Source organism: Paenibacillus montanisoli (genome assembly GCF_003268025.1).
Lineage (GTDB): Bacteria > Bacillota > Bacilli > Paenibacillales > Paenibacillaceae > Paenibacillus_Z > Paenibacillus_Z montanisoli.
On the sequence record NZ_QLUW01000007.1, the window covers coordinates 105,113 to 122,289 of the forward strand.

A 17,177-nucleotide genomic window follows, 5' to 3' on the forward strand; every position below is an offset into this window, starting at 1 on the left:
TACGCAGGTAGAGCCGATGTGAGGTGATGCGCCCGTGGAAGCTGTAAGCCCGATAATTGTTGCGCCGTGCGGGAATATGGATCAGGTCATGGATGAAATGGGGCGCCGTTTGGAGCGGCTCCAGCACCGGAAGGATAGGCGGATCGTTTTTCACCGCGTTTATTTGTTAATGACCCGGGAAATGAAACGCCGTTTGAACGGAGGCTATTTTCACGATGCGCAGTGGATGGAGCGTGTATTGGTTCGCTTCGCCAAGTATTATTTCGCAGCGATGGATGACCGCGACGCCGGGCGGCCATGCGCGCCCGCATGGGAGCTCGCCTTCCGGCAGGCCCGGTCCGAAAGCAGCTTCGTTCTGCAGGACGCCTTGCTCGGCATTAACGCGCATATTAACAATGATCTGGCTATGGTGCTCCATGGCATCTTGCTGGAAGACCAGGCTTGGCCCGATGCGCGCATGATGTTCGAGCGGCGTAAGGATCACGACCAAATCAATGAGGTGCTGGGCGAGCTGGTGGATCAGGTGCAGGATGAGCTGGGTCGCCATTACGCGCGGTTTATCCGGCCTATCGACCGCATTCTCGGGAGGCAGGATGAGAAGCTCTCCGGGTGTATTCTGGCTCATTGCCGGACGATGGTGTGGCTGTACACGGAGCAGCTGCTGAACGCGGAAAACGATAGAGAGAGGGAGTCGATTCGGCATCGAATCGAGCGAGAGGCCTTCGGGCTGGGACGGCAGGTGGTTGATGTGCCTGCCTTCCGCATGCTGCGGGTATTCGCGCCCATCACAAGGCGATTTCGATGGTTTTAGAAGGGGCGGGACATATCCGGCGGCAGGGTTGAGATGCGACACTCTTAGCCGATCACGCTGGTGATCGAGACGATCCGTTGCGCTTCCGGCGGGCGCGCGCCTATCGGGGACAACGGGCGGTGGGCGGTCGCCTAGCGAGCGGCCATCCTGATCCTTTTGCTTATAAGAAAACGTAAAAAAAGCAGCAATTCGGCTTAGACCGAATTGCTGCTTTTTTACATGGATGGGTCCGTATTTATTTGAAACAATCCAAGAAATGCTGGGCGCGCTTCGACAGCAGCTGATCCTTCAGCCAGACGATGCCGACTTCGGATTGAAAATCGGCGTCGCGGATTTCGAGCGTCAAGACGTCGCCTGACGGGAACGACGAAATGACCGATTTTGGAAAGACGGTGGCGCCGATGCCCGCGGCAATCAGCGACATGATGATGGCGACGCTGGAGCATTCGCATATAATATTCGGCTCAAGGCCGTGGCGCCGGAATTCGTTCACGACCTGCTCGTGCATTTTGATCGTTTTGTCGGTCTTCAATGTAAGAAGCGGATACTGCGACAACTCTTCCATGCTGATATCTACCTCACCGGACGGGGGTGCCCAAGAATGAGGCATTAACGCAACGTAAGGATCGGATGGCAGCGGCAGCATGTCCAGCTTGCCCGGGGGCAGGTGGGCTTCGAAAGGCAGCCTGGAGACGACCAGCTCAATGGAGCGCCGCTCGAGCATTTCTCCCAGCAGGTAGTGATCGCCTTCCGCAATCTTGAACGTCACCTGTGGGTACTTCTCGCGAAGCTGCTGGATCGGTCCAGGAAGAATCGACACGCAGGACACTACGGCTCCGATCGAAAGCGTGCCGCGCACGCCCAGCTCCAGCTCTTTCACTTCCTTCATCGTTTCATCCAATTGCAGCAGCAGCGATTCCGCCCGGTCCTTCAGCAGCCGTCCCGCCGCGGTCAGCGTCAGCTGCGTGCGGCTTCGCTCAAACAGCTGCGCGCCAAGCTCCTCTTCCATCAGCATAAGCTGACGGCTGAGGGGCGGCTGTTCCATATGCAGCAGCTTCGCTGCTCTCGTGATCTGCTTCTCCTGGGCGATCGCCAGGAAGTATTTGAGCTGTCGAACGTCCATGAAACGCCGCCTCTTTTACATACCTTGAAGGTATAGATAGTGAACATAATAGATATTTTATATATACCCGATCAGGTGGTAGTATGCAATCACCAATCTATCGAATGAAGGAGAATGAAGGAACGATGACGACCAATAGCAGCTTAATCTCGATTCAAAGATCGACGGACACGAAGAAGAAACCGCCGCAGGATCAGCTCGGTTTCGGCATTTATTATACGGATCATATGTTTGTGATGGATTACAGCGTTGGGCAAGGATGGCATGACCCGCGGATCATTCCGTACCAGCCGCTTGTACTGGATCCGGCGGCAAAAGTGTTCCACTACGGACAGACGATATTCGAAGGCTTGAAGGCATACAAAACAGCGGACGACCGCATCCAGCTGTTCCGTCCCCGCGACAATTTCCAGCGCATGAACCGCTCCAACGACCGGATGAGCGTGCCGGAGCTCGATATCGACATGGCGATGGCCGCGCTGGAGCAATTGATCGCTGTCGACCGCGAATGGATTCCTAGCCTTGAGGGCACTTCGCTGTATATCCGGCCGTTCGTTATTGCCACACAGCCGACCCTTGGCGTAGCACCGTCTGAACACTACCAATTCATCATTATCATGTCACCCGTCGGGGCCTACTATCCGGAAGGCATTAACCCGGTCAAAATCCATGTGGAATCGGACTATGTCCGTGCAGTGCCGGGCGGTTCCGGCGAAGCGAAGACGGCAGGCAACTATGCATCGGCTCTGAAATCGCAGCAAGCTGCGAAGGAGCAAGGCTACACGCAGGTGCTGTGGCTGGACGGCAAGCAGCACAAATACATCGAGGAAGTAGGCAGCATGAACGTCTTCTTCAAAATCGGCGGCACGGTTTACACCCCGGCGCTGACAGGCAGCATTCTTCACGGGATTACGCGCGATTCGGTCATCCGGCTCCTGAAGCATTGGGGCATTCCCGTCGAAGAGCGGATGCTCGCTATCGACGAGCTGTATGAAGCCGGCCGCAACGGCACGCTGGAGGAAGCATTCGGCACAGGCACGGCGGCCGTTATCTCCCCGATCGGCGAGATGAACTGGAACGGAGAGAAGCTGATCATCGGCGAAGGCAAGACCGGACAGCTCTCGAAATCGGTGTACGATACGCTAACGGGGATCCAAACCGGCGCCGTCGCCGATCCGTTCGGCTGGACGCAGCAGGTAGAGGTTATCGGGAAGTAGTTATAAATTTAAAAAAGTGGCGCAGAGGCCTGACTCTGTGCCACTTTTTTTTCGCTAGCGTTCGCCTTGTATTCGGAATTCAATATGGTTTAACAAAAAAGTGACGGAATCATGATAAAAAAGTGAACAAATTTTGAACGAAAGATGCTATAATGGAGGAAATTATGAGGAATTAGTGAATTCTCTTCGAGGATGTGTGTAGATGATGATGAATTTAACGGCCAAGCGGCATACGGAACGAAACGGGAAATCCGTGTTCTTCGCGATGAAGATCGCGGCATGGGCGGCGCTTTGCGTAGGCTTGTGCCTATGTCTGATCCGCATGGAAGATTTCAGCGACAACAACGCGTTCCTGATGTCCGGCATCGGCTTCATGGTAGGCAGCGTGTTTATTTATACGATCGGCATGGCGATCAATCTCGTCGATGAGCGCAACGAGACGGAGTAGCGAGCGGCGAAAGCAATTCATGGGGCTGTTTCCTTAAGGAGACAGCCCTTTTTGGTGTGTCCAAAAGGCAATTGCGGCGAAACGTTGAACAGATTATTACGGAATTAAGGCAGTAAATTGACGCCTTTGTTAACAGGCCCCACAAGCGGCTTCGAACGTGATATATTTTGCTCAAGACGAAATTGTGATTAATTTCACATCTATAAGTTTGATTAACGGTTACCATTGTGGTAGTTGGGAGATGAGAATAGATGAAACTAGCGACGAAAATGATGCGGCGGTTCGGAGCGCTCGCCTTGCTGGGCGGAACGGTGCTGATGACCTCGGGCTGCCAGTCGATGATCGTATTCGATCCGAAGGGGCCGATCGGCGCCCATCAGCGCGACCTGATCTACTTCACGATGCTGCTTTGCCTGATTGTCCTCGTGCCGGTGCTGGCGCTCACGGCGTGGATTATTTGGCGCTATCGGGACAAGAAGGGAAGCAAGGCGAAGTACCAGCCGGAGTGGTCGCACAGCACGAAGCTCGAAATCGTATGGTGGGGCATTCCGATTGCGATTATTCTTGTGCTGGCCATTGTAACCGCACGCTACACGTATATGCTGGACCCTGCTAAACCGCTCGAATCCGAGAAGAAGCCGATCACCGTTCAGGTTACTTCGCTGGATTGGAAATGGCTGTTCCAATATCCGGAGCAGGGCATTGCAACGGTAAATTACTTGGTTATTCCGGAAGACACGCCGATCCGGTTCGATTTAACGTCCGACGGGCCGATGAACTCCTTCTGGGTACCGCAGCTCGGCGGGATGATCTATACGATGTCCGGCATGTCGACGACTCTGCATCTGCAGGCAGACGAGACCGGCGAATATATGGGAACAGGCGCCAACTTTACAGGCCGCGATTTCGGCAAGATGGGCTTTACGGTCGAAGCCGTTTCAACGGCCGATTTCGAGAAGTGGGCTCAGAAATCCAAGGAAAGCGGAACCGCGCTGACGGACGAAGGCTACCAGCAGCTGGCTAAGCCGGGCACTTCGGGCGAAGTTACGTATGCTTCGATACCGGACGGTTTGTTCGGGCGAATCGTTCATCATTACTCCATGAGCCGCGGCGCGCCGGCGGGCATTTTCGAAAAGGCGACGACGCGCAGCGAGTTATACGAAGGTAAGCCTGCCGAAGAGGATACGACAATAGATGACGAACAATCCGGCCATTCCATGGACGATATGGAAGGTATGGAGGACATGGATGGCATGGAAGGCCATGACATGTCCAATCACTAACGGGAGGAGGCAGTTCCATGCTGGATAAAATAAAAGATTTCGCGTCGTGGTTCTTCGTCACCGGCGACCCGCTCATTTACGGGGCGGACATCGCCATCGCGCTGACGACGCTGGCTATCGTTTTCGTACTGACCTATTTCAAGAAATGGAATTGGCTTTGGCGCGAATGGTTAACAACCGTCGACCATAAACGCGTCGGGATTATGTATATCATCGCATCCCTGCTTATGCTGTTCCGCGGCGGCGTTGACGCCTTGTTGATGCGGACGCAGCTGGCTTTTCCGGATATGAAGTTTCTGTCGCCGGAGCACTACAATGAAGTATTTACTACGCACGGCGTCATTATGATTCTGTTTATGGCGATGCCGCTTATGTTCGGCCTATTCAACATCGCCGTACCGCTGCAGTTGGGAGCGCGCGACGTTGCGTTCCCATTCCTGAACGCGCTTAGCTTCTGGCTCTTCTTTATGGGCGCGATGCTGTTCAATATGTCGTTCGTCATCGGCGGATCGGCCGATTCCGGCTGGCTGGCTTACCCGCCGCTGTCGGAATTGACCGGCAGTCCCGGCGTCGGACAGGACTTCTACATCTGGGGCATTCAGATTTCCGGGATCGGCTCTTTGATGACGGGGATCAACTTCATCGTCACGATCGTCAAGATGCGTGCGCCGGGCATGACCTGGTCCAAGGTGCCGATGTTCACCTGGTCGGTTCTGTCGAGCTGCATCACGATCATCATTGCGTTCCCTGTATTGACCGTAACGCTTGCGCTCCTATTCCTGGACCGGTACTTGGGCGCGCACTTCTTCACGATGGACGGCGGCGGCAACGCCATGATGTATATCAACCTGATTTGGATGTGGGGACATCCCGAGGTTTATATCGTCGTATTGCCCGCCTTCGGGATTTACTCTGAGATTGTGTCCACATTCTCGAAAAAGCGGCTGTTCGGCTATGGCTCCATGGTGTTTGCGATGATGAGCATCAGCGTCATGTCGTATTTCACTTGGCTCCATCACTTCTTCACGATGGGCTCCGGGGCGAGCGTCAATACGTTCTTCGCCATCACGACGATGGTCATAGCGATTCCGACAGGCGTGAAAATATTCAACTGGCTGTTCACGATGTACCGCGGACGGATTACCTTCAGCACGCCGATGCTGTGGACGCTTGCGTTCATTCCGTGCTTCGTGGTCGGCGGAATGACCGGCGTCATGCTTTCGGTTGCGCCAGCCGACTTCCAGTTCCATAACAGCTACTTCCTGATCGCTCACTTCCACCAGGTGTTGATCGGCGGCGTCGCATTCGGTTACTTTGCGGGTCTGTACTACTGGTGGCCGAAAATGTTCGGCTTCAAGCTGAACGAAAAGCTTGGCAAATGGGCGTTTTGGATTTGGAACATCGGGTTCTATGTCTGCTTTATGCCGCAATATTTCGTTGGCTTGGACGGCATGACCCGCCGTGTCAGCACGTACGGCTGGGATACCGGCTGGTGGGCGATGAACTTTACGTCGACGATCGGCGGCTTCTTGATGGGGCTCGGCTTCCTGTTCCAGGTGTGGCAAATCGCGCACAGCATTAAGTTCATGGAGAAAGATACGACAGGCGACCCATGGAATGGCCGTACGCTGGAGTGGTCGATTCCTTCGCCGGCTCCGTTGTACAATTTCGCGACTACACCGATGGTCACGGATCGGGACGACTGGTGGGAGGAGAAGGAACGCATCGCTGCGGGTCATAAGCCAAAAGCCAAACCGGAGCTCGAGCCAATCCATATGCCGAAAAACTCGGCGATTCCTTTCCTGCAATCGGTATGCTGGTTCGCGGTCGGCTTCGGACTCGTGTTCCACTGGCTGTGGATTGCGATCCCAGGGTTCATCGGCGTATTCGCAACCATGCTAGCCCATTCTTTTAATTACAACTCGGATTATTACATCCCGGTGGATGAAATCAAACGCACGGAAGCTGCTGCAAGGAGGTCTGTCTAATGGCGCACTCGCATCCGCACGCTCAACATCCGGCTCACGGGGAAGGCCATTACGGCCATCATGACCTGGAGGAGCTTCGCAAATTCGGCTTTTGGATCTTTCTGATTACCGACTGTATTTTGTTCTCAGCGTTGTTCGCTGTATATATCGTTCTTCACGGCAGTACCGCAGGCGGGCCCGGGCCGAAAGAGATTTTTGAAATGCCGGGCGTTATCGTCGAGACTTTTATCTTGCTGACAAGCAGCTTCACAAGCGGATTGGCGGTGCTCGCCATGAACGCCGGAAGCCGCAAAGGCCTGATCGGCTGGCTGATCGTTACGATTCTGCTCGGCGCGTGCTTCATCGGGCTGGAAGTGACGGAATTCGTGAAGCTGGCGGAGGAAGGGCACACGATCAGCTCCAGCGCTTTCTTGTCGGGCTTCTTCACGCTCGTCGGCACGCACGGACTGCACGTCTCGCTGGGTATCTTCTGGATTTCCGCCGTCATCATTCAGCTGGTACGGCACGGCATCACGCCGGTCACGAAGCGCAAGGTACAGATTACGAGCTTGTACTGGCATTTTCTTGACGCGGTCTGGATCTTCGTATTTACGATCGTCTACTTGATGGGGGTGATGTGAAATGGCGCAGCACGGCAATCATGCGCACGGCGGTCATGGCGGCAGCGAAGGCGGGCATGGCTCGTTGAAGGAGTATGTGATCGGCTTCGCGATTTCCATCATTCTGACGATCATTCCTATCCTTGTCGCGATGAAGGGATGGCTCGAGGGAACCTCGGCGGTCGTCGTACTGATCGGGGCGGCGGTTTTGCAATTCGCGGTGCAGCTTCTGTTCTTCATGCATCTGCGCGAAGAGAAGGGGCCGCGTTATAACCTGATGACACTGATCCTCGGCATTGTTATCGCGGTGACAATCGTTGCCGGCTCCATCTGGATTATGGCGCACAACGCCATGTACTAGATCCATTACTGAATAGGGCAGCCCGGCTGGGTTTGCCCTATTTTTTGTCAGACCTTACAATCGACAGCCTCTTACCTCGATGAGATAATAGTGGAAAACGGACAACCCTATGTTTATAACCGTTGAAGCGATTATCGATGGATAGGGAGGATGCCGATGAGGCCGAATGAAGTCGAACCGATTCTGCTGCAAATTCCAGAGAGTCTCGAGACAAACCGGTTAATCATCCGTGCCCCGCAATGGGATGACGGACAACTGGTGAACGAAGCGGTCAAGCAAAGCATCGATGAGCTGCGTCCATGGATGCCTTGGGCGCAGCAGCTGCCCACGCTGGAGGAATCCGAGGTGATTACCCGGCAGGGGCGCGTTCATTTCATGAAGCGATCGGATCTGATGCTCTACCTGATTCATAAGCGGTCCGGCGCTTTCATCGGCAGCAGCGGTTTACACCGGATTGATTGGGCTGCGCGAAAATTTGAAATCGGCTATTGGATCAATACGCCGTATGCCGGACAAGGATATATCACCGAGGCTGTTGAGGGCATTACCCGGTTCGCAATTGACTCGCTGCAGGCCAACCGCATCGAGATCCGCTGCGATGCCCGGAATGTTCGGAGCGCCCGCGTCGCCGAGCGGCTGGGCTTCGCGAAGGAAGGCATTTTGCGGAGCGAAAAGCCGGATGTGAGCGGCAGTTTGCGGGATACGGTCATTTATGCAAAGGTGCGCGGGCACGAGTTTTAAGCGAGGTGCATCAACGAGTGTCGAGGACGAAACTATTTTACTGGCTGATGCTAGCTGTGGCGGCGGGCTTTATGCTGCACGCGATCTATGCCAATTTCTTGTATGACCCGCAGGCGGATCGGTTTCTTAGTCAAAAAATCGACCTGAAGCGACAGTTTAACAAACCGGTATGGCTGAATGTCATGTACATGCATATCGGATTTGCCTGCATAGCGACAGTGGCTGGTACGGTTAATTTTGCATCTAAGGTGCGGAACAAGTACCGAAGGCTCCATAGAGTGCTTGGCTATGTGTACGTTGCCGCTGTCGTAGCCGTCTGCCTGACGTCAGGATACATGGCTCCCTATGCAACCGGGGGCAAGGTGACCAGCGTGCCTTTTAATTTGCTGAACATCCTCTGGGTCGGCCTGTCGGTGATCTCCATTGCGAAAATACGCAAAAAGCAGCGCATTGCCCACCGGAACTGGATGGTGCGGAGCTATGCGTTCTGCTTTACGAATATGTGCATCCATCTCATCACGGCGCTCGTCCATCAAGGATTTGGCGCCTCATACACGCTTAGCTACACCATTGGCGTTTATGGCGCTATTGCTTTTTTGCTGCTGGCAGGGGAGCTCATAGTGCGGATGCTGAATGGGAGGGAGAAGGGGGTAAGGCTCCTCTAGTGCGCCCATGATTTTTACCCCGTTCATTTCCTCATCATTCTTGATGGAACACGAGTGGCCCGCCTCTTAAAGAGAACGGCTTCTTACGCCTTTCCTGATCTGAGTAATCAGCGTCAAAGCGCCTAAAATCGTGACGGCCGCAATTGACGCTTGATTGACCAGAAGCAGCGCGACATAGACGTTGCCGGATACAAGCGTAAAACGTTCCGGGTTAGCGTATTCGCCCAATGTCGCTAAGGTAAATAATAGGCCGAGTAAGGAGAGCAGGAAGGTACCGAGCGTCCCCCATTTGCCGCTGCGTGTCGCTGCTACGAGCAAGAGAGCGAAAATAATCATCAACATCAATGGCGGCGCAAGGGCGGTTCCATTGGTAAGAAACGCTTTGGCAACGGTTGCGGATGTGGCATCCGCCGGGGAGAGCAGCTGATCGCCGAAGGCTACTTGAGCCGGCATGGCGAACACGATGGAGATGATGACACCGATGACCTGCAGAGCAAGACATATCAGAGACGCGGTCAAAAAGCTTTTCTTCCCAAACATGGTCATCGTGCGGATTCCTCCTGTTTAAGGTCTATTTTGACGTTCCGAAATACATTAATGACGAATGCCAACGCTCCAGCCGCAATGAGCAGGCCGCCTATCGGCGCGAAGGGTTCGGCTGACTGCCCGATCCCCAGCCGCAGCAACCCATAGAGAAGAAGGGGAATGCCTGCCAGATGAAGCCAGAAGTGTGCTTTTCCCAGCCTGCTTGCTCCTGCCTTCGGAAAGACGCAATACACGATCCCGCCGAGAGCGAATGACACCCAACCCAGCAAATTCCAATGCGGATGTACAGCCGCCAGCTCAGGTACCTTGTGGATGAGAATGCCCAATAGGACCCCGATAAAGAAATAAATAACCGATATGCGAACCATCATAATTCCTATCAAAAGATCTGCCCCCTTATTGTCTTCCGTTGATATGACTATAGGGGATTAATCTAGACCCGCGTAGGTCCCTTGAGTATAATCAAAGTATACATATTGCGACCCATAACGCTGGCGGAGGATACGATGAGAAGCTTTGGTGAGGAGATTCGCCGATTGGAAGAGCGCTTTTTCGTCGGGCGCAGAACGGAGACGGAGCTGTTCAGGAATTTCGTGTTCGACGCGGAAGGCAAAGCACGTATTCTGAACATCAGCGGCACGGGGGGAATCGGCAAAAGCTCCTTGTTGGATCAGTTCCGCAGAATTTGCGACCAAGAGGGAATTCCTTTTTTTCATATGGACTGTCTGGACTTTACCAAAACGCAGAGAGGTTTTGCCTCGCGGCTGCTTGCCGTTCTGAATGCCGAGGCTGCGGAGGATAGCCGGGAAGAAGAGCTTCTGCAGGAGGCCGTGCAACGGCTGAACCATCTGGCCGTGAACAGCGGCTTGGTCTTTGCGATCGATACGTATGAAGAGATGAACGAGCTTGACGATTGGCTGCGCCAATCTTTTTTGGTCCGATTATCGCACCGCATACGTATCGTCTTATCCGGCCGCTTCCCGTTAAAAGGCGGATGGGTCTCGTCCCCGGCGTGGAGGAGGCTCATTAAATTTGTGCCCTTGTCGCCATTCGATTACGAAACCTGCGAACAATACACTTCGATTTATGGAGACTATAACGGAGGCTTCGTTAGGAAGTCCTATATGATGACTAAGGGTCATCCATTAACGCTGTCCCTTTTCATGGGATTGAATGAATCGGATGCCATGAGAGGGGAACAGGAGCCCGAACCCCTCGTATGGAACGAGACCTTTAGAGAAATCGCCGGTCAGTGGCTGCGGGAAATCCCGGACCCCGCGCTGAGAGAGCTGTTGGAAGCGGTAACAATGGTCCGCGTGTTCAATCAAGAAATCCTCGAGACCATGCTCGAGAAGGTGATCAGCAACGCAGAGTTCGAGAAGCTCATCCAACTGTCCTTCGTTAGAAAGAGCGAGCGGGGCTGGTACTTGCATCAGGTTCTCCGAAAAGCGCTCTACCAGGATTTCAGGCAAAAAAAGCCGCAGATCTATCATCGGCTCTGGCAGCGAAGCGTGAAATACCATTATACGCTTGCTGTCTCGCGGCATGTCTCGATGGAAGAGAGAAACTTGCTCATGATGGACTTCATCTATATCGCGGGAGCGCCTGGTTTTCGGGCCATGTTCTACGATGATGCGATCGATCAATCGTATTATATCGAGACGGTTCACCGCGATCATGTGAATGAAGCCGAGCAATATGTTCGGGATTGCCTTGCGAATCTTGAAGATTACGTTCAGGAGATGTACGACCCTGTTAGCAATGAAAAGTATATTTATCGAATTCCTAAAGCCGTTAACGAGAGATGGTTTACATCCATCAAGCTTTCGGAGATTATGGCATGTGGAAACGACGCCGTAAGACTGCTTAAGAATGAAAAACACGAAGCGGTCGGCATGTTCATCTATATTCCGATTCACCGCGATTCCCTCCGGCTGCTGGAGCTGAATCCGATTACCCAATCGTATTTTCGCAGCCTGTCCAGAACGGAAAGAGAGAAGTTGCTCGTGCCGCCGGAGTCGCCTGCAGGCTGGTTTCAGTATATGATTGACTTCTCGATGGATGGCAGCGCGTCCGCCCGATTCATGTTCTTCCAAACGTATCTGTCTTACTATTTGAAAGGCGGCATCATGGTTTACACGGCTCCGATGAAATATAACCAAGAGGCTGTAAAAGGAATCGGCTACGTGGAGGTGCCAAAAGCGGCGCATAAAGGCTTCGGTCCTGATTTCCCTGCACCGGTCTTTGTGCTTGATTTTCGGGAAGACAGAGAGATGAAGAAATTCGCGGAAAATCTGTATCGATCGGCGCTGGAAGAGAACGAGACGGCCGCACTTGATCCCATCTTGTCGAAGTTGACCCCCCGTGAACGTGAGATTGCTCTTCTCACCAGAACCTGCTCTTCTAACCTGGAAATCGCCCAAAAGCTATACTTATCGGAAATTACGGTGAAAAAGTGCTTGAGCCGGATCTATGAGAAGCTCGAGGTGAAGGGTAAATCGGAGCTTGTCAAAAAACTCATGAGTTAACCGAGTTGCCGCTTGGGTATTGCATCGTAAGGAGCCTGGAGATTTTCCTCCAGGCTTCTTTTTTTTGTGGTCGGCGGAGGGAATATACGCGGGATTATACTTGTTGTATCCGGTAGGGACATTTCGGCATCTGACCGTGCCGGTTATGATGAGTGTGCATGACAAAGCTCCGATCCCAACAACCCCATATTAAGAGGAGGCAGTCCAAAATGAAAAGAAATATTGTTATGGCCATGATGTTAGTTGCCAGTCTGATGGTTTCCGCAGCCCCTGCATTCGCAGCCGCCAAAGCGGAAGCGAAACCTGAGAGAACGGTAAAAGCGGAAGCGAAGCCGGAAAGAACAGTTAAAGCGGAAGCGAAACCTGAGAGAACGGTAAAAGCGGAAGCGAAGCCTGAGAGAACGATGAGTAGCGATGGTCCGACAATGCCGGAGCTTCCGGTAGTTCCATGATCTAGGCTGAGGACTAGGGGACGTCCGGCCTGCGGGATGTTCTGGGATAATGATTATAAGCCGGATGGACTCGAATGGAGGCCACCCGGTTTTTTTATGCTTTTTTTAGATATTATTTACGGTTTCGATAGAGTGGCTCCGTACAATGGAAAGAAAACAGGCAGGGGTGATAAGCGGTGAGGATTAGCAAGAGCAGGTGGCTGCTGGCGATCGTTTCGATCGCGGTGATGCTGCCGTTCATGGTTCCATATTTGACGCTGGATCCGGACAACAGCCGCGTAAGCATCGTTTCGGTTCATGTGCAGTATCCGGCGCTTGTGCTGCATATTTTCTTTGCGTTTATCGCCATGGTCGCGGGGTTTGTCCAATTTATTGGACGCATACGGGAGCGACGTCCCCGCATACATCGTATTATGGGGCTTGTTTATGTCGGCAGCGTATTCCTGAGCGGCCTGCTCGCATTGGTGATCGTCCCGTATATAGCAGTATTTACGAAATCCGTCTCGTTCTTGGTGCTGACAGCTCTGTGGCTATTCACGACCTGGAAAGGGTACTGGGCGGCAGTTCGGGGGAAGATCGCCCGGCATCGGATCTGGATGATCCGCAGCTTCGGCATGACGCTGGTCGCCGTTTGCGCCCGATTGCTTGTGCCTGTGCTTCTCCTGGCATATTGCCTATTGAACGGATTCGAGCTGCCGGCAGGAAGGGAGGGGATGATTGAGGATGTCCTGCGTGTCAACGTTTGGACGGCAATTATACTCGATATCGTCATCGTAGAATGGATCATTCTTTCTAGAAATACCTAACACGGGAGGAATTCGGTAGATGCTCACGAATGCCCAGATTCGCGCCAAAGCAAGGGAAAGCTTAGCCGGTAAATGGAAGCCGGCGGTCATTCATTTCTTGCTTTATATGATCGTCATGATGATCATCTCATCGGTGACGAACAAAATCCATTATATCGGCTGGGCGATCGGCATTCTGCTCGAAGCGCCGTTAGCCTACGGGCTTTACAATCACTATTTGGATTTCGCCCGATCTCAGGTTCCGGAGCCGCGCGGCATATTCCGAGGCTTCGAGCGGTACAAAGAGACGCTGATCCTCTATGTGGCCATCATCGTGTTTACCCTGCTATGGACGCTGCTCTTCGTTATTCCCGGCATCATCGCGGCATTTCGTTACTCGCAATCTTATTATATTTTGCGTGATAATCCGGGGTTGACGCCCATGGAGGCCATCAACCGCAGCAAGGCCATGATGGCAGGTTACAAGTGGAAGCTGTTTATGCTCTACTTGTCGTTTATCGGCTGGGCGTTGCTGTGTATCCTGACGCTGGGCATCGGGTTCCTCTGGCTGGGACCGTACTACTCGACTGCGGCAGGGCACTTCTACGAGCAGCTGCGCGGCCAACAAGGCCAAGGCGGCTCTGCCTACTAATACAAAGCCGGAAGCTCTCTTTAGGAGGCTTCCGGCTTTTGTTGTTTTATTTAGCGGCGGCTGGAGCCGGTGCGGCAGCGGGCTCTTCATGCGGCTTTACCTTGCGGATGAAGAATGCGAGCACAAGCGCGGCAACCGACAGCCAAGTGGCGACGACGAAGGAATGATTGATGCCATAGATCATGGCGGTTTGCGTTACCTCGGCCATCTTGGCTTTGTCCGCCGGATCGATTTTGCCGGCGATGATCAATTCTTTGGCGTGCGATGCCGTCTTATTGGTCATAAGCGTTACCAGAATGGCGGTACCGAGGGCGCCCGAGACATTTCGAAGCGTCTGCGACATCGCCGAGCCGTGCGCATTCAGGCGGCGTGGCAGCTGGTTCATGCCGGCTGTTTGGATCGGCATCATGAGCATGGACATCCCGAACATCCGCAGCGTGTACATCAGCATCATATGGTTGTACGTGGTATCCGCCGTGAGACGGCTGAATTCGTATGTCGTGATTGTCGTTATAATCAGGCCGATAACGGACAGCCAGCGGGCGCCTACCTTGTCGAAGATCATGCCCGTAATCGGGGACATGATGCCCATCAGAATCGCCCCGGGCAGGAGAAGGAGGCCCGATTCAAGCGGCGTAAAGCCCCGGATATTTTGCAGGAAGATCGGCAGCAAAATCATCCCCGAGAACATCGCCATCGTAATGATCGCATTGATCAATGTCGTCAGCGAAAACATGGGATATTTGAATACATGCAGGTCGAGCAGCGGTTTTTCCGTAAAGAAAGAGCGAATAATAAAGAGCAGCAAAGCAATACCGCCTAAGGCCAGGCACCAAACAACGACGGCGCTGTCCCATCCGTCCGAGCCGGCATCACTGAAGCCGTACAAAAGACCGCCGAAACCGATGGTGGAGAGGATGACGCCCGGAATGTCGAGCTTGACGTCGCTGGTCTTAATGACGTCCTTCATGGAGAAGGCGCCGAACACCACGGCCAGAATAGCTAGAGGCATGATGATGTAAAACAGGACATGATAGCTGTAATGCTCCACGACCCAGCCGGACATGGTCGGCCCGATGGCAGGAGCGAAAATCATGGCGATCCCCATCATCCCCATCGCTTTGCCACGCTCTTCCACAGGGAAGATGGTCAGGACGACGACAGACATTAGCGGCATCAGGATGCCTGCGCCGACTGCCTGCACAAGGCGTCCGGAGAGCAGCCAGCCGAAGTTGCCGGAGAACGCGCAAATGATCGTGCCGATCGCAAACAGCGAAGAGGCGATTAGAAACAGCTTGCGCGTGGAGAAGCGGTTGAACAGAAAGGCGCTGACCGGAACGAGCACGCCGTTCACGAGCATGTAGCCGTTGGAGAGCCACTGGATCGTGTTCTCGTTCACGTTCAGGTCGATCATCATTTTGGGCAAAGCGACGTTCAAAACGGTTTGGCTAAGCAGCGCCACGAAGGCGGCGATAAGCAGGGACGCCATAATCGGGCCTTTGCGCAGCGTGCTGCTGACTAAACTTGTCATGGAGTCTCATCCTCTCTCACTTGTCTTAAGATATCTAGAATTTCGTTTTGAATACGAAGGAACTGTTCTTGATCCTCCTCGGGCAGGCGAAGCAGAGGCTGAAACATCATGATGCGGGTGCTGTCGGAAGCTTCCCACAAGGCCTTCCCTTTATCCGTCAGCGTGAGCGTTATCGCCCTACGGTCTTCCTCGGTGCGCTCCCTGGAGACGAGCTCGGCCTTCACCATCCGGTCGATGATGCCGCTTGTTGTGCTGTTGCCAAGATGGAGCTTCTCCGCCAGCTCGGTCAGTTTAATCGCCGGGTGTCTGTTCAGAATGCGAAGCACAATAAGCTGCATCGGCGTCAGATCATGCTTCTGGGCGACCTTCTTCATCACGTGGAAGAACGCCTGATTCACCTCGCGATAGCTTTGAAAAATCTGTAGAATTCGTTGTTCTCCGTTCATGATGTCCTCCTGCATTGGCTGCTACGATTCAGCAGCAGACAAATTAGTTCGCATACGAAACTTCGCATACGAAATATTATGTAGCATCATCGCTCATATGTCAATTTTGATATATGAAATAGATAAAGGTACCTGAGTAGGGATCGTGAGACTCCTATTGCCAAATAGATGCATGCACAAAAAAACCGGGGCCTCTCTTCCAGAGAAACTCCCGGTTTTTCGCTGATTCATGCCAAGGGCGAGGCCATGGAGGCGCCCCATTCAGTAGGATGGACGTCTTTGATATGTTGCGCGAACATCCAAAGATGGCCCTCGGTGTCCAGCGCGGCATAGTGCTTTTCGCCGTATTCCGTTTCGATGAGTTCTTCCGCGATCATAGCTCCCACCGAACGCGCCTGCCGGTAATGGGCCTCCACATCGCTCACGAAGATCATCAAAGACTGCGTCGTCGCACCGAGCGACGCGGGGCTGGCGCTGTGCGCGCCGAGGCTCTTCAACATAATCCACGCATCGCCGTAAACCATCATCACGCCATGGAGCTGGCCGTCAGGTAGAGCGAAACGGTAGTGTTCGGTAAAGCCGAAGGTGCGGGTTAACCAATTCAGCGCCTCTTCCATATGCTCGTAGTAAAGGTGCGGCAGTACGACATTAGCCGGTACGGAACGGTTGTTGACCATGGTCGAAATCACTCCCTATAATGATGGTGCATTTTGTATGCCCGTGATGGCAGTGGCAGAATCACGGGCGGAGAAAACAAAATGAATGGCCGGTATGTATATAAATACCCTATTTAGGCGCTAAATCCTTTACGGATAAGCGCGATTTGACCGGCATGCAGTCCTGTATGGTAGATAGCCCGGCCCAGCGCTTCGCGCGTGGTGGACGGTCCGATTTTCGATTCCACGACGGTATCCCAAGCTCAGCAACGGTCTTCTGAAACCGGTCGCGGACAACCCGCCAGATCGGTCCAATCGCCTCGTAGCTCATGATTACACCCTCCT

At 53.5% G+C, this 17,177-nt stretch carries 20 protein-coding genes; 13 read left to right on the plus strand and 7 right to left on the minus strand.

Translation table 11 applies throughout. The annotated features are described in order from the left end of the window. Nucleotides 1-34: 34 nt before the first annotated feature. Complete coding sequence (locus DL346_RS27370) at nucleotides 35-811, plus strand: DUF5995 family protein (RefSeq protein ID WP_112885568.1); 777 nt, start codon at nucleotides 35-37, stop codon at nucleotides 809-811. 235 nt (nucleotides 812-1,046) lie between these two features. Here DL346_RS27370 and DL346_RS27375 read toward each other — a convergent pair whose 3' ends face one another. Continuing rightward, a complete protein-coding gene (locus tag DL346_RS27375; RefSeq protein WP_112885569.1) occupies nucleotides 1,047-1,934 on the minus strand; it encodes a LysR family transcriptional regulator in 888 nt (295 codons plus the stop codon). Between the two features lie 125 nt (nucleotides 1,935-2,059). Between DL346_RS27375 and DL346_RS27380 the strand changes: the two genes are divergently transcribed. The 8 genes from DL346_RS27380 (at nucleotide 2,060) to DL346_RS27415 (ending at nucleotide 9,236) form a co-directional block, all read left to right on the plus strand. Further along, the gene (locus DL346_RS27380) at nucleotides 2,060-3,151 is read left to right on the plus strand and encodes a branched-chain amino acid aminotransferase (protein WP_112885570.1); all 1,092 of its coding nucleotides are present in this window, start codon (nucleotides 2,060-2,062) and stop codon (nucleotides 3,149-3,151) included. Nucleotides 3,152-3,353: 202 nt separating this feature from the next. After that, complete coding sequence (locus DL346_RS27385; RefSeq protein ID WP_112885571.1) at nucleotides 3,354-3,599, plus strand: hypothetical protein; 246 nt, start codon at nucleotides 3,354-3,356, stop codon at nucleotides 3,597-3,599. 251 nt (nucleotides 3,600-3,850) lie between these two features. Continuing rightward, a complete protein-coding gene (cyoA, locus tag DL346_RS27390; protein WP_112885572.1) occupies nucleotides 3,851-4,882 on the plus strand; it encodes a ubiquinol oxidase subunit II in 1,032 nt (343 codons plus the stop codon). Nucleotides 4,883-4,899: 17 nt separating this feature from the next. Next, a complete protein-coding gene (locus DL346_RS27395) occupies nucleotides 4,900-6,870 on the plus strand; it encodes a cbb3-type cytochrome c oxidase subunit I (protein WP_112885573.1) in 1,971 nt (656 codons plus the stop codon). Beyond that, nucleotides 6,870-7,490 (plus strand): cytochrome o ubiquinol oxidase subunit III, encoded by a 621-nt coding sequence (gene cyoC, locus DL346_RS27400; protein WP_112885574.1) that lies wholly within the window; start codon nucleotides 6,870-6,872, stop codon nucleotides 7,488-7,490. Before DL346_RS27395 ends, cyoC begins: the two co-directional genes overlap by 1 nt. A gap of 1 nt (nucleotide 7,491) precedes the next feature. Then, nucleotides 7,492-7,830, plus strand: a complete 339-nt coding sequence (gene cyoD, locus DL346_RS27405; RefSeq protein ID WP_112885575.1) for a cytochrome o ubiquinol oxidase subunit IV — start codon at nucleotides 7,492-7,494, stop codon at nucleotides 7,828-7,830. Nucleotides 7,831-7,986: 156 nt separating this feature from the next. Next, nucleotides 7,987-8,571 (plus strand): GNAT family N-acetyltransferase, encoded by a 585-nt coding sequence (locus DL346_RS27410; RefSeq protein WP_112885576.1) that lies wholly within the window; start codon nucleotides 7,987-7,989, stop codon nucleotides 8,569-8,571. Nucleotides 8,572-8,588: 17 nt separating this feature from the next. Next, a complete protein-coding gene (locus DL346_RS27415; RefSeq protein WP_240633470.1) occupies nucleotides 8,589-9,236 on the plus strand; it encodes a DUF2306 domain-containing protein in 648 nt (215 codons plus the stop codon). A 66-nt stretch (nucleotides 9,237-9,302) separates the two neighbouring features. On the opposite strand, the gene DL346_RS27420 is transcribed toward DL346_RS27415, so the two are convergent. Together DL346_RS27420 and DL346_RS27425 are read right to left on the minus strand one after the other, a co-directional pair. After that, entirely contained in the window at nucleotides 9,303-9,782 is a 480-nt protein-coding gene (locus DL346_RS27420) for a hypothetical protein (protein WP_112885577.1), read from the minus strand. Beyond that, nucleotides 9,779-10,165: a cytochrome-c oxidase gene (locus DL346_RS27425; protein WP_240633471.1), complete on the minus strand. Its 387-nt coding sequence runs from the start codon at nucleotides 10,163-10,165 to the stop codon at nucleotides 9,779-9,781. Before DL346_RS27425 ends, DL346_RS27420 begins: the two co-directional genes overlap by 4 nt. A gap of 123 nt (nucleotides 10,166-10,288) precedes the next feature. On the opposite strand from DL346_RS27425, the gene DL346_RS27430 reads away from it, so the two are divergent. The 4 genes from DL346_RS27430 to DL346_RS27445 all read left to right on the plus strand — a co-directional run bounded on the left by DL346_RS27430 (nucleotide 10,289) and on the right by DL346_RS27445 (nucleotide 14,199). Continuing rightward, nucleotides 10,289-12,310: a LuxR C-terminal-related transcriptional regulator gene (locus tag DL346_RS27430; RefSeq protein WP_112885578.1), complete on the plus strand. Its 2,022-nt coding sequence runs from the start codon at nucleotides 10,289-10,291 to the stop codon at nucleotides 12,308-12,310. Between the two features lie 209 nt (nucleotides 12,311-12,519). After that, complete coding sequence (locus DL346_RS27435; RefSeq protein WP_112885579.1) at nucleotides 12,520-12,762, plus strand: hypothetical protein; 243 nt, start codon at nucleotides 12,520-12,522, stop codon at nucleotides 12,760-12,762. A gap of 176 nt (nucleotides 12,763-12,938) precedes the next feature. Further along, entirely contained in the window at nucleotides 12,939-13,568 is a 630-nt protein-coding gene (locus DL346_RS27440) for a DUF2306 domain-containing protein (protein ID WP_240633472.1), read from the plus strand. Between the two features lie 19 nt (nucleotides 13,569-13,587). Beyond that, complete coding sequence (locus tag DL346_RS27445) at nucleotides 13,588-14,199, plus strand: DUF975 family protein (RefSeq protein WP_112885580.1); 612 nt, start codon at nucleotides 13,588-13,590, stop codon at nucleotides 14,197-14,199. 46 nt (nucleotides 14,200-14,245) lie between these two features. Here the strand turns inward: DL346_RS27445 and DL346_RS27450 are convergent, their stop codons facing one another. The 4 genes from DL346_RS27450 to DL346_RS27465 all read right to left on the minus strand — a co-directional run bounded on the left by DL346_RS27450 (nucleotide 14,246) and on the right by DL346_RS27465 (nucleotide 17,163). Continuing rightward, complete coding sequence (locus DL346_RS27450; protein WP_112885581.1) at nucleotides 14,246-15,730, minus strand: DHA2 family efflux MFS transporter permease subunit; 1,485 nt, start codon at nucleotides 15,728-15,730, stop codon at nucleotides 14,246-14,248. After that, nucleotides 15,727-16,176, minus strand: coding sequence for a MarR family winged helix-turn-helix transcriptional regulator (locus DL346_RS27455; protein ID WP_112885582.1), 450 nt, complete (start codon nucleotides 16,174-16,176; stop codon nucleotides 15,727-15,729). The genes DL346_RS27450 and DL346_RS27455 overlap by 4 nt, the downstream gene beginning before the upstream one ends. A 227-nt stretch (nucleotides 16,177-16,403) precedes the next feature. Further along, entirely contained in the window at nucleotides 16,404-16,853 is a 450-nt protein-coding gene (locus DL346_RS27460) for a VOC family protein (protein WP_112885583.1), read from the minus strand. Nucleotides 16,854-16,962: 109 nt separating this feature from the next. Beyond that, nucleotides 16,963-17,163, minus strand: a complete 201-nt coding sequence (locus tag DL346_RS27465) for a hypothetical protein (protein ID WP_112885584.1) — start codon at nucleotides 17,161-17,163, stop codon at nucleotides 16,963-16,965. Nucleotides 17,164-17,177 lie beyond the last annotated feature (14 nt).

Excerpts from the sequence above, each read along its gene's own strand:
- DL346_RS27460 (WP_112885583.1), bottom strand. The coding sequence starts at position 16,853 with ATGGTCAACAACCGTTCCGTACCGGCTAATGTCGTACTGCCGCACCTT.
- DL346_RS27380 (WP_112885570.1), top strand. The coding sequence starts at position 2,060 with ATGACGACCAATAGCAGCTTAATCTCGATTCAAAGATCGACGGACACG.
- DL346_RS27420 (WP_112885577.1), bottom strand. The coding sequence starts at position 9,782 with ATGACCATGTTTGGGAAGAAAAGCTTTTTGACCGCGTCTCTGATATGT.
- cyoD (WP_112885575.1), top strand. The coding sequence starts at position 7,492 with ATGGCGCAGCACGGCAATCATGCGCACGGCGGTCATGGCGGCAGCGAA.
- DL346_RS27375 (WP_112885569.1), bottom strand. The coding sequence starts at position 1,934 with ATGGACGTTCGACAGCTCAAATACTTCCTGGCGATCGCCCAGGAGAAG.
- DL346_RS27465 (WP_112885584.1), bottom strand. The coding sequence starts at position 17,163 with ATGAGCTACGAGGCGATTGGACCGATCTGGCGGGTTGTCCGCGACCGG.
- DL346_RS27395 (WP_112885573.1), top strand. The coding sequence starts at position 4,900 with ATGCTGGATAAAATAAAAGATTTCGCGTCGTGGTTCTTCGTCACCGGC.
- DL346_RS27435 (WP_112885579.1), top strand. The coding sequence starts at position 12,520 with ATGAAAAGAAATATTGTTATGGCCATGATGTTAGTTGCCAGTCTGATG.
- DL346_RS27385 (WP_112885571.1), top strand. The coding sequence starts at position 3,354 with ATGATGATGAATTTAACGGCCAAGCGGCATACGGAACGAAACGGGAAA.
- cyoA (WP_112885572.1), top strand. The coding sequence starts at position 3,851 with ATGAAACTAGCGACGAAAATGATGCGGCGGTTCGGAGCGCTCGCCTTG.
- DL346_RS27450 (WP_112885581.1), bottom strand. The coding sequence starts at position 15,730 with ATGACAAGTTTAGTCAGCAGCACGCTGCGCAAAGGCCCGATTATGGCG.
- cyoC (WP_112885574.1), top strand. The coding sequence starts at position 6,870 with ATGGCGCACTCGCATCCGCACGCTCAACATCCGGCTCACGGGGAAGGC.
- DL346_RS27445 (WP_112885580.1), top strand. The coding sequence starts at position 13,588 with ATGCTCACGAATGCCCAGATTCGCGCCAAAGCAAGGGAAAGCTTAGCC.
- DL346_RS27410 (WP_112885576.1), top strand. The coding sequence starts at position 7,987 with ATGAGGCCGAATGAAGTCGAACCGATTCTGCTGCAAATTCCAGAGAGT.
- DL346_RS27430 (WP_112885578.1), top strand. The coding sequence starts at position 10,289 with ATGAGAAGCTTTGGTGAGGAGATTCGCCGATTGGAAGAGCGCTTTTTC.
- DL346_RS27455 (WP_112885582.1), bottom strand. The coding sequence starts at position 16,176 with ATGAACGGAGAACAACGAATTCTACAGATTTTTCAAAGCTATCGCGAG.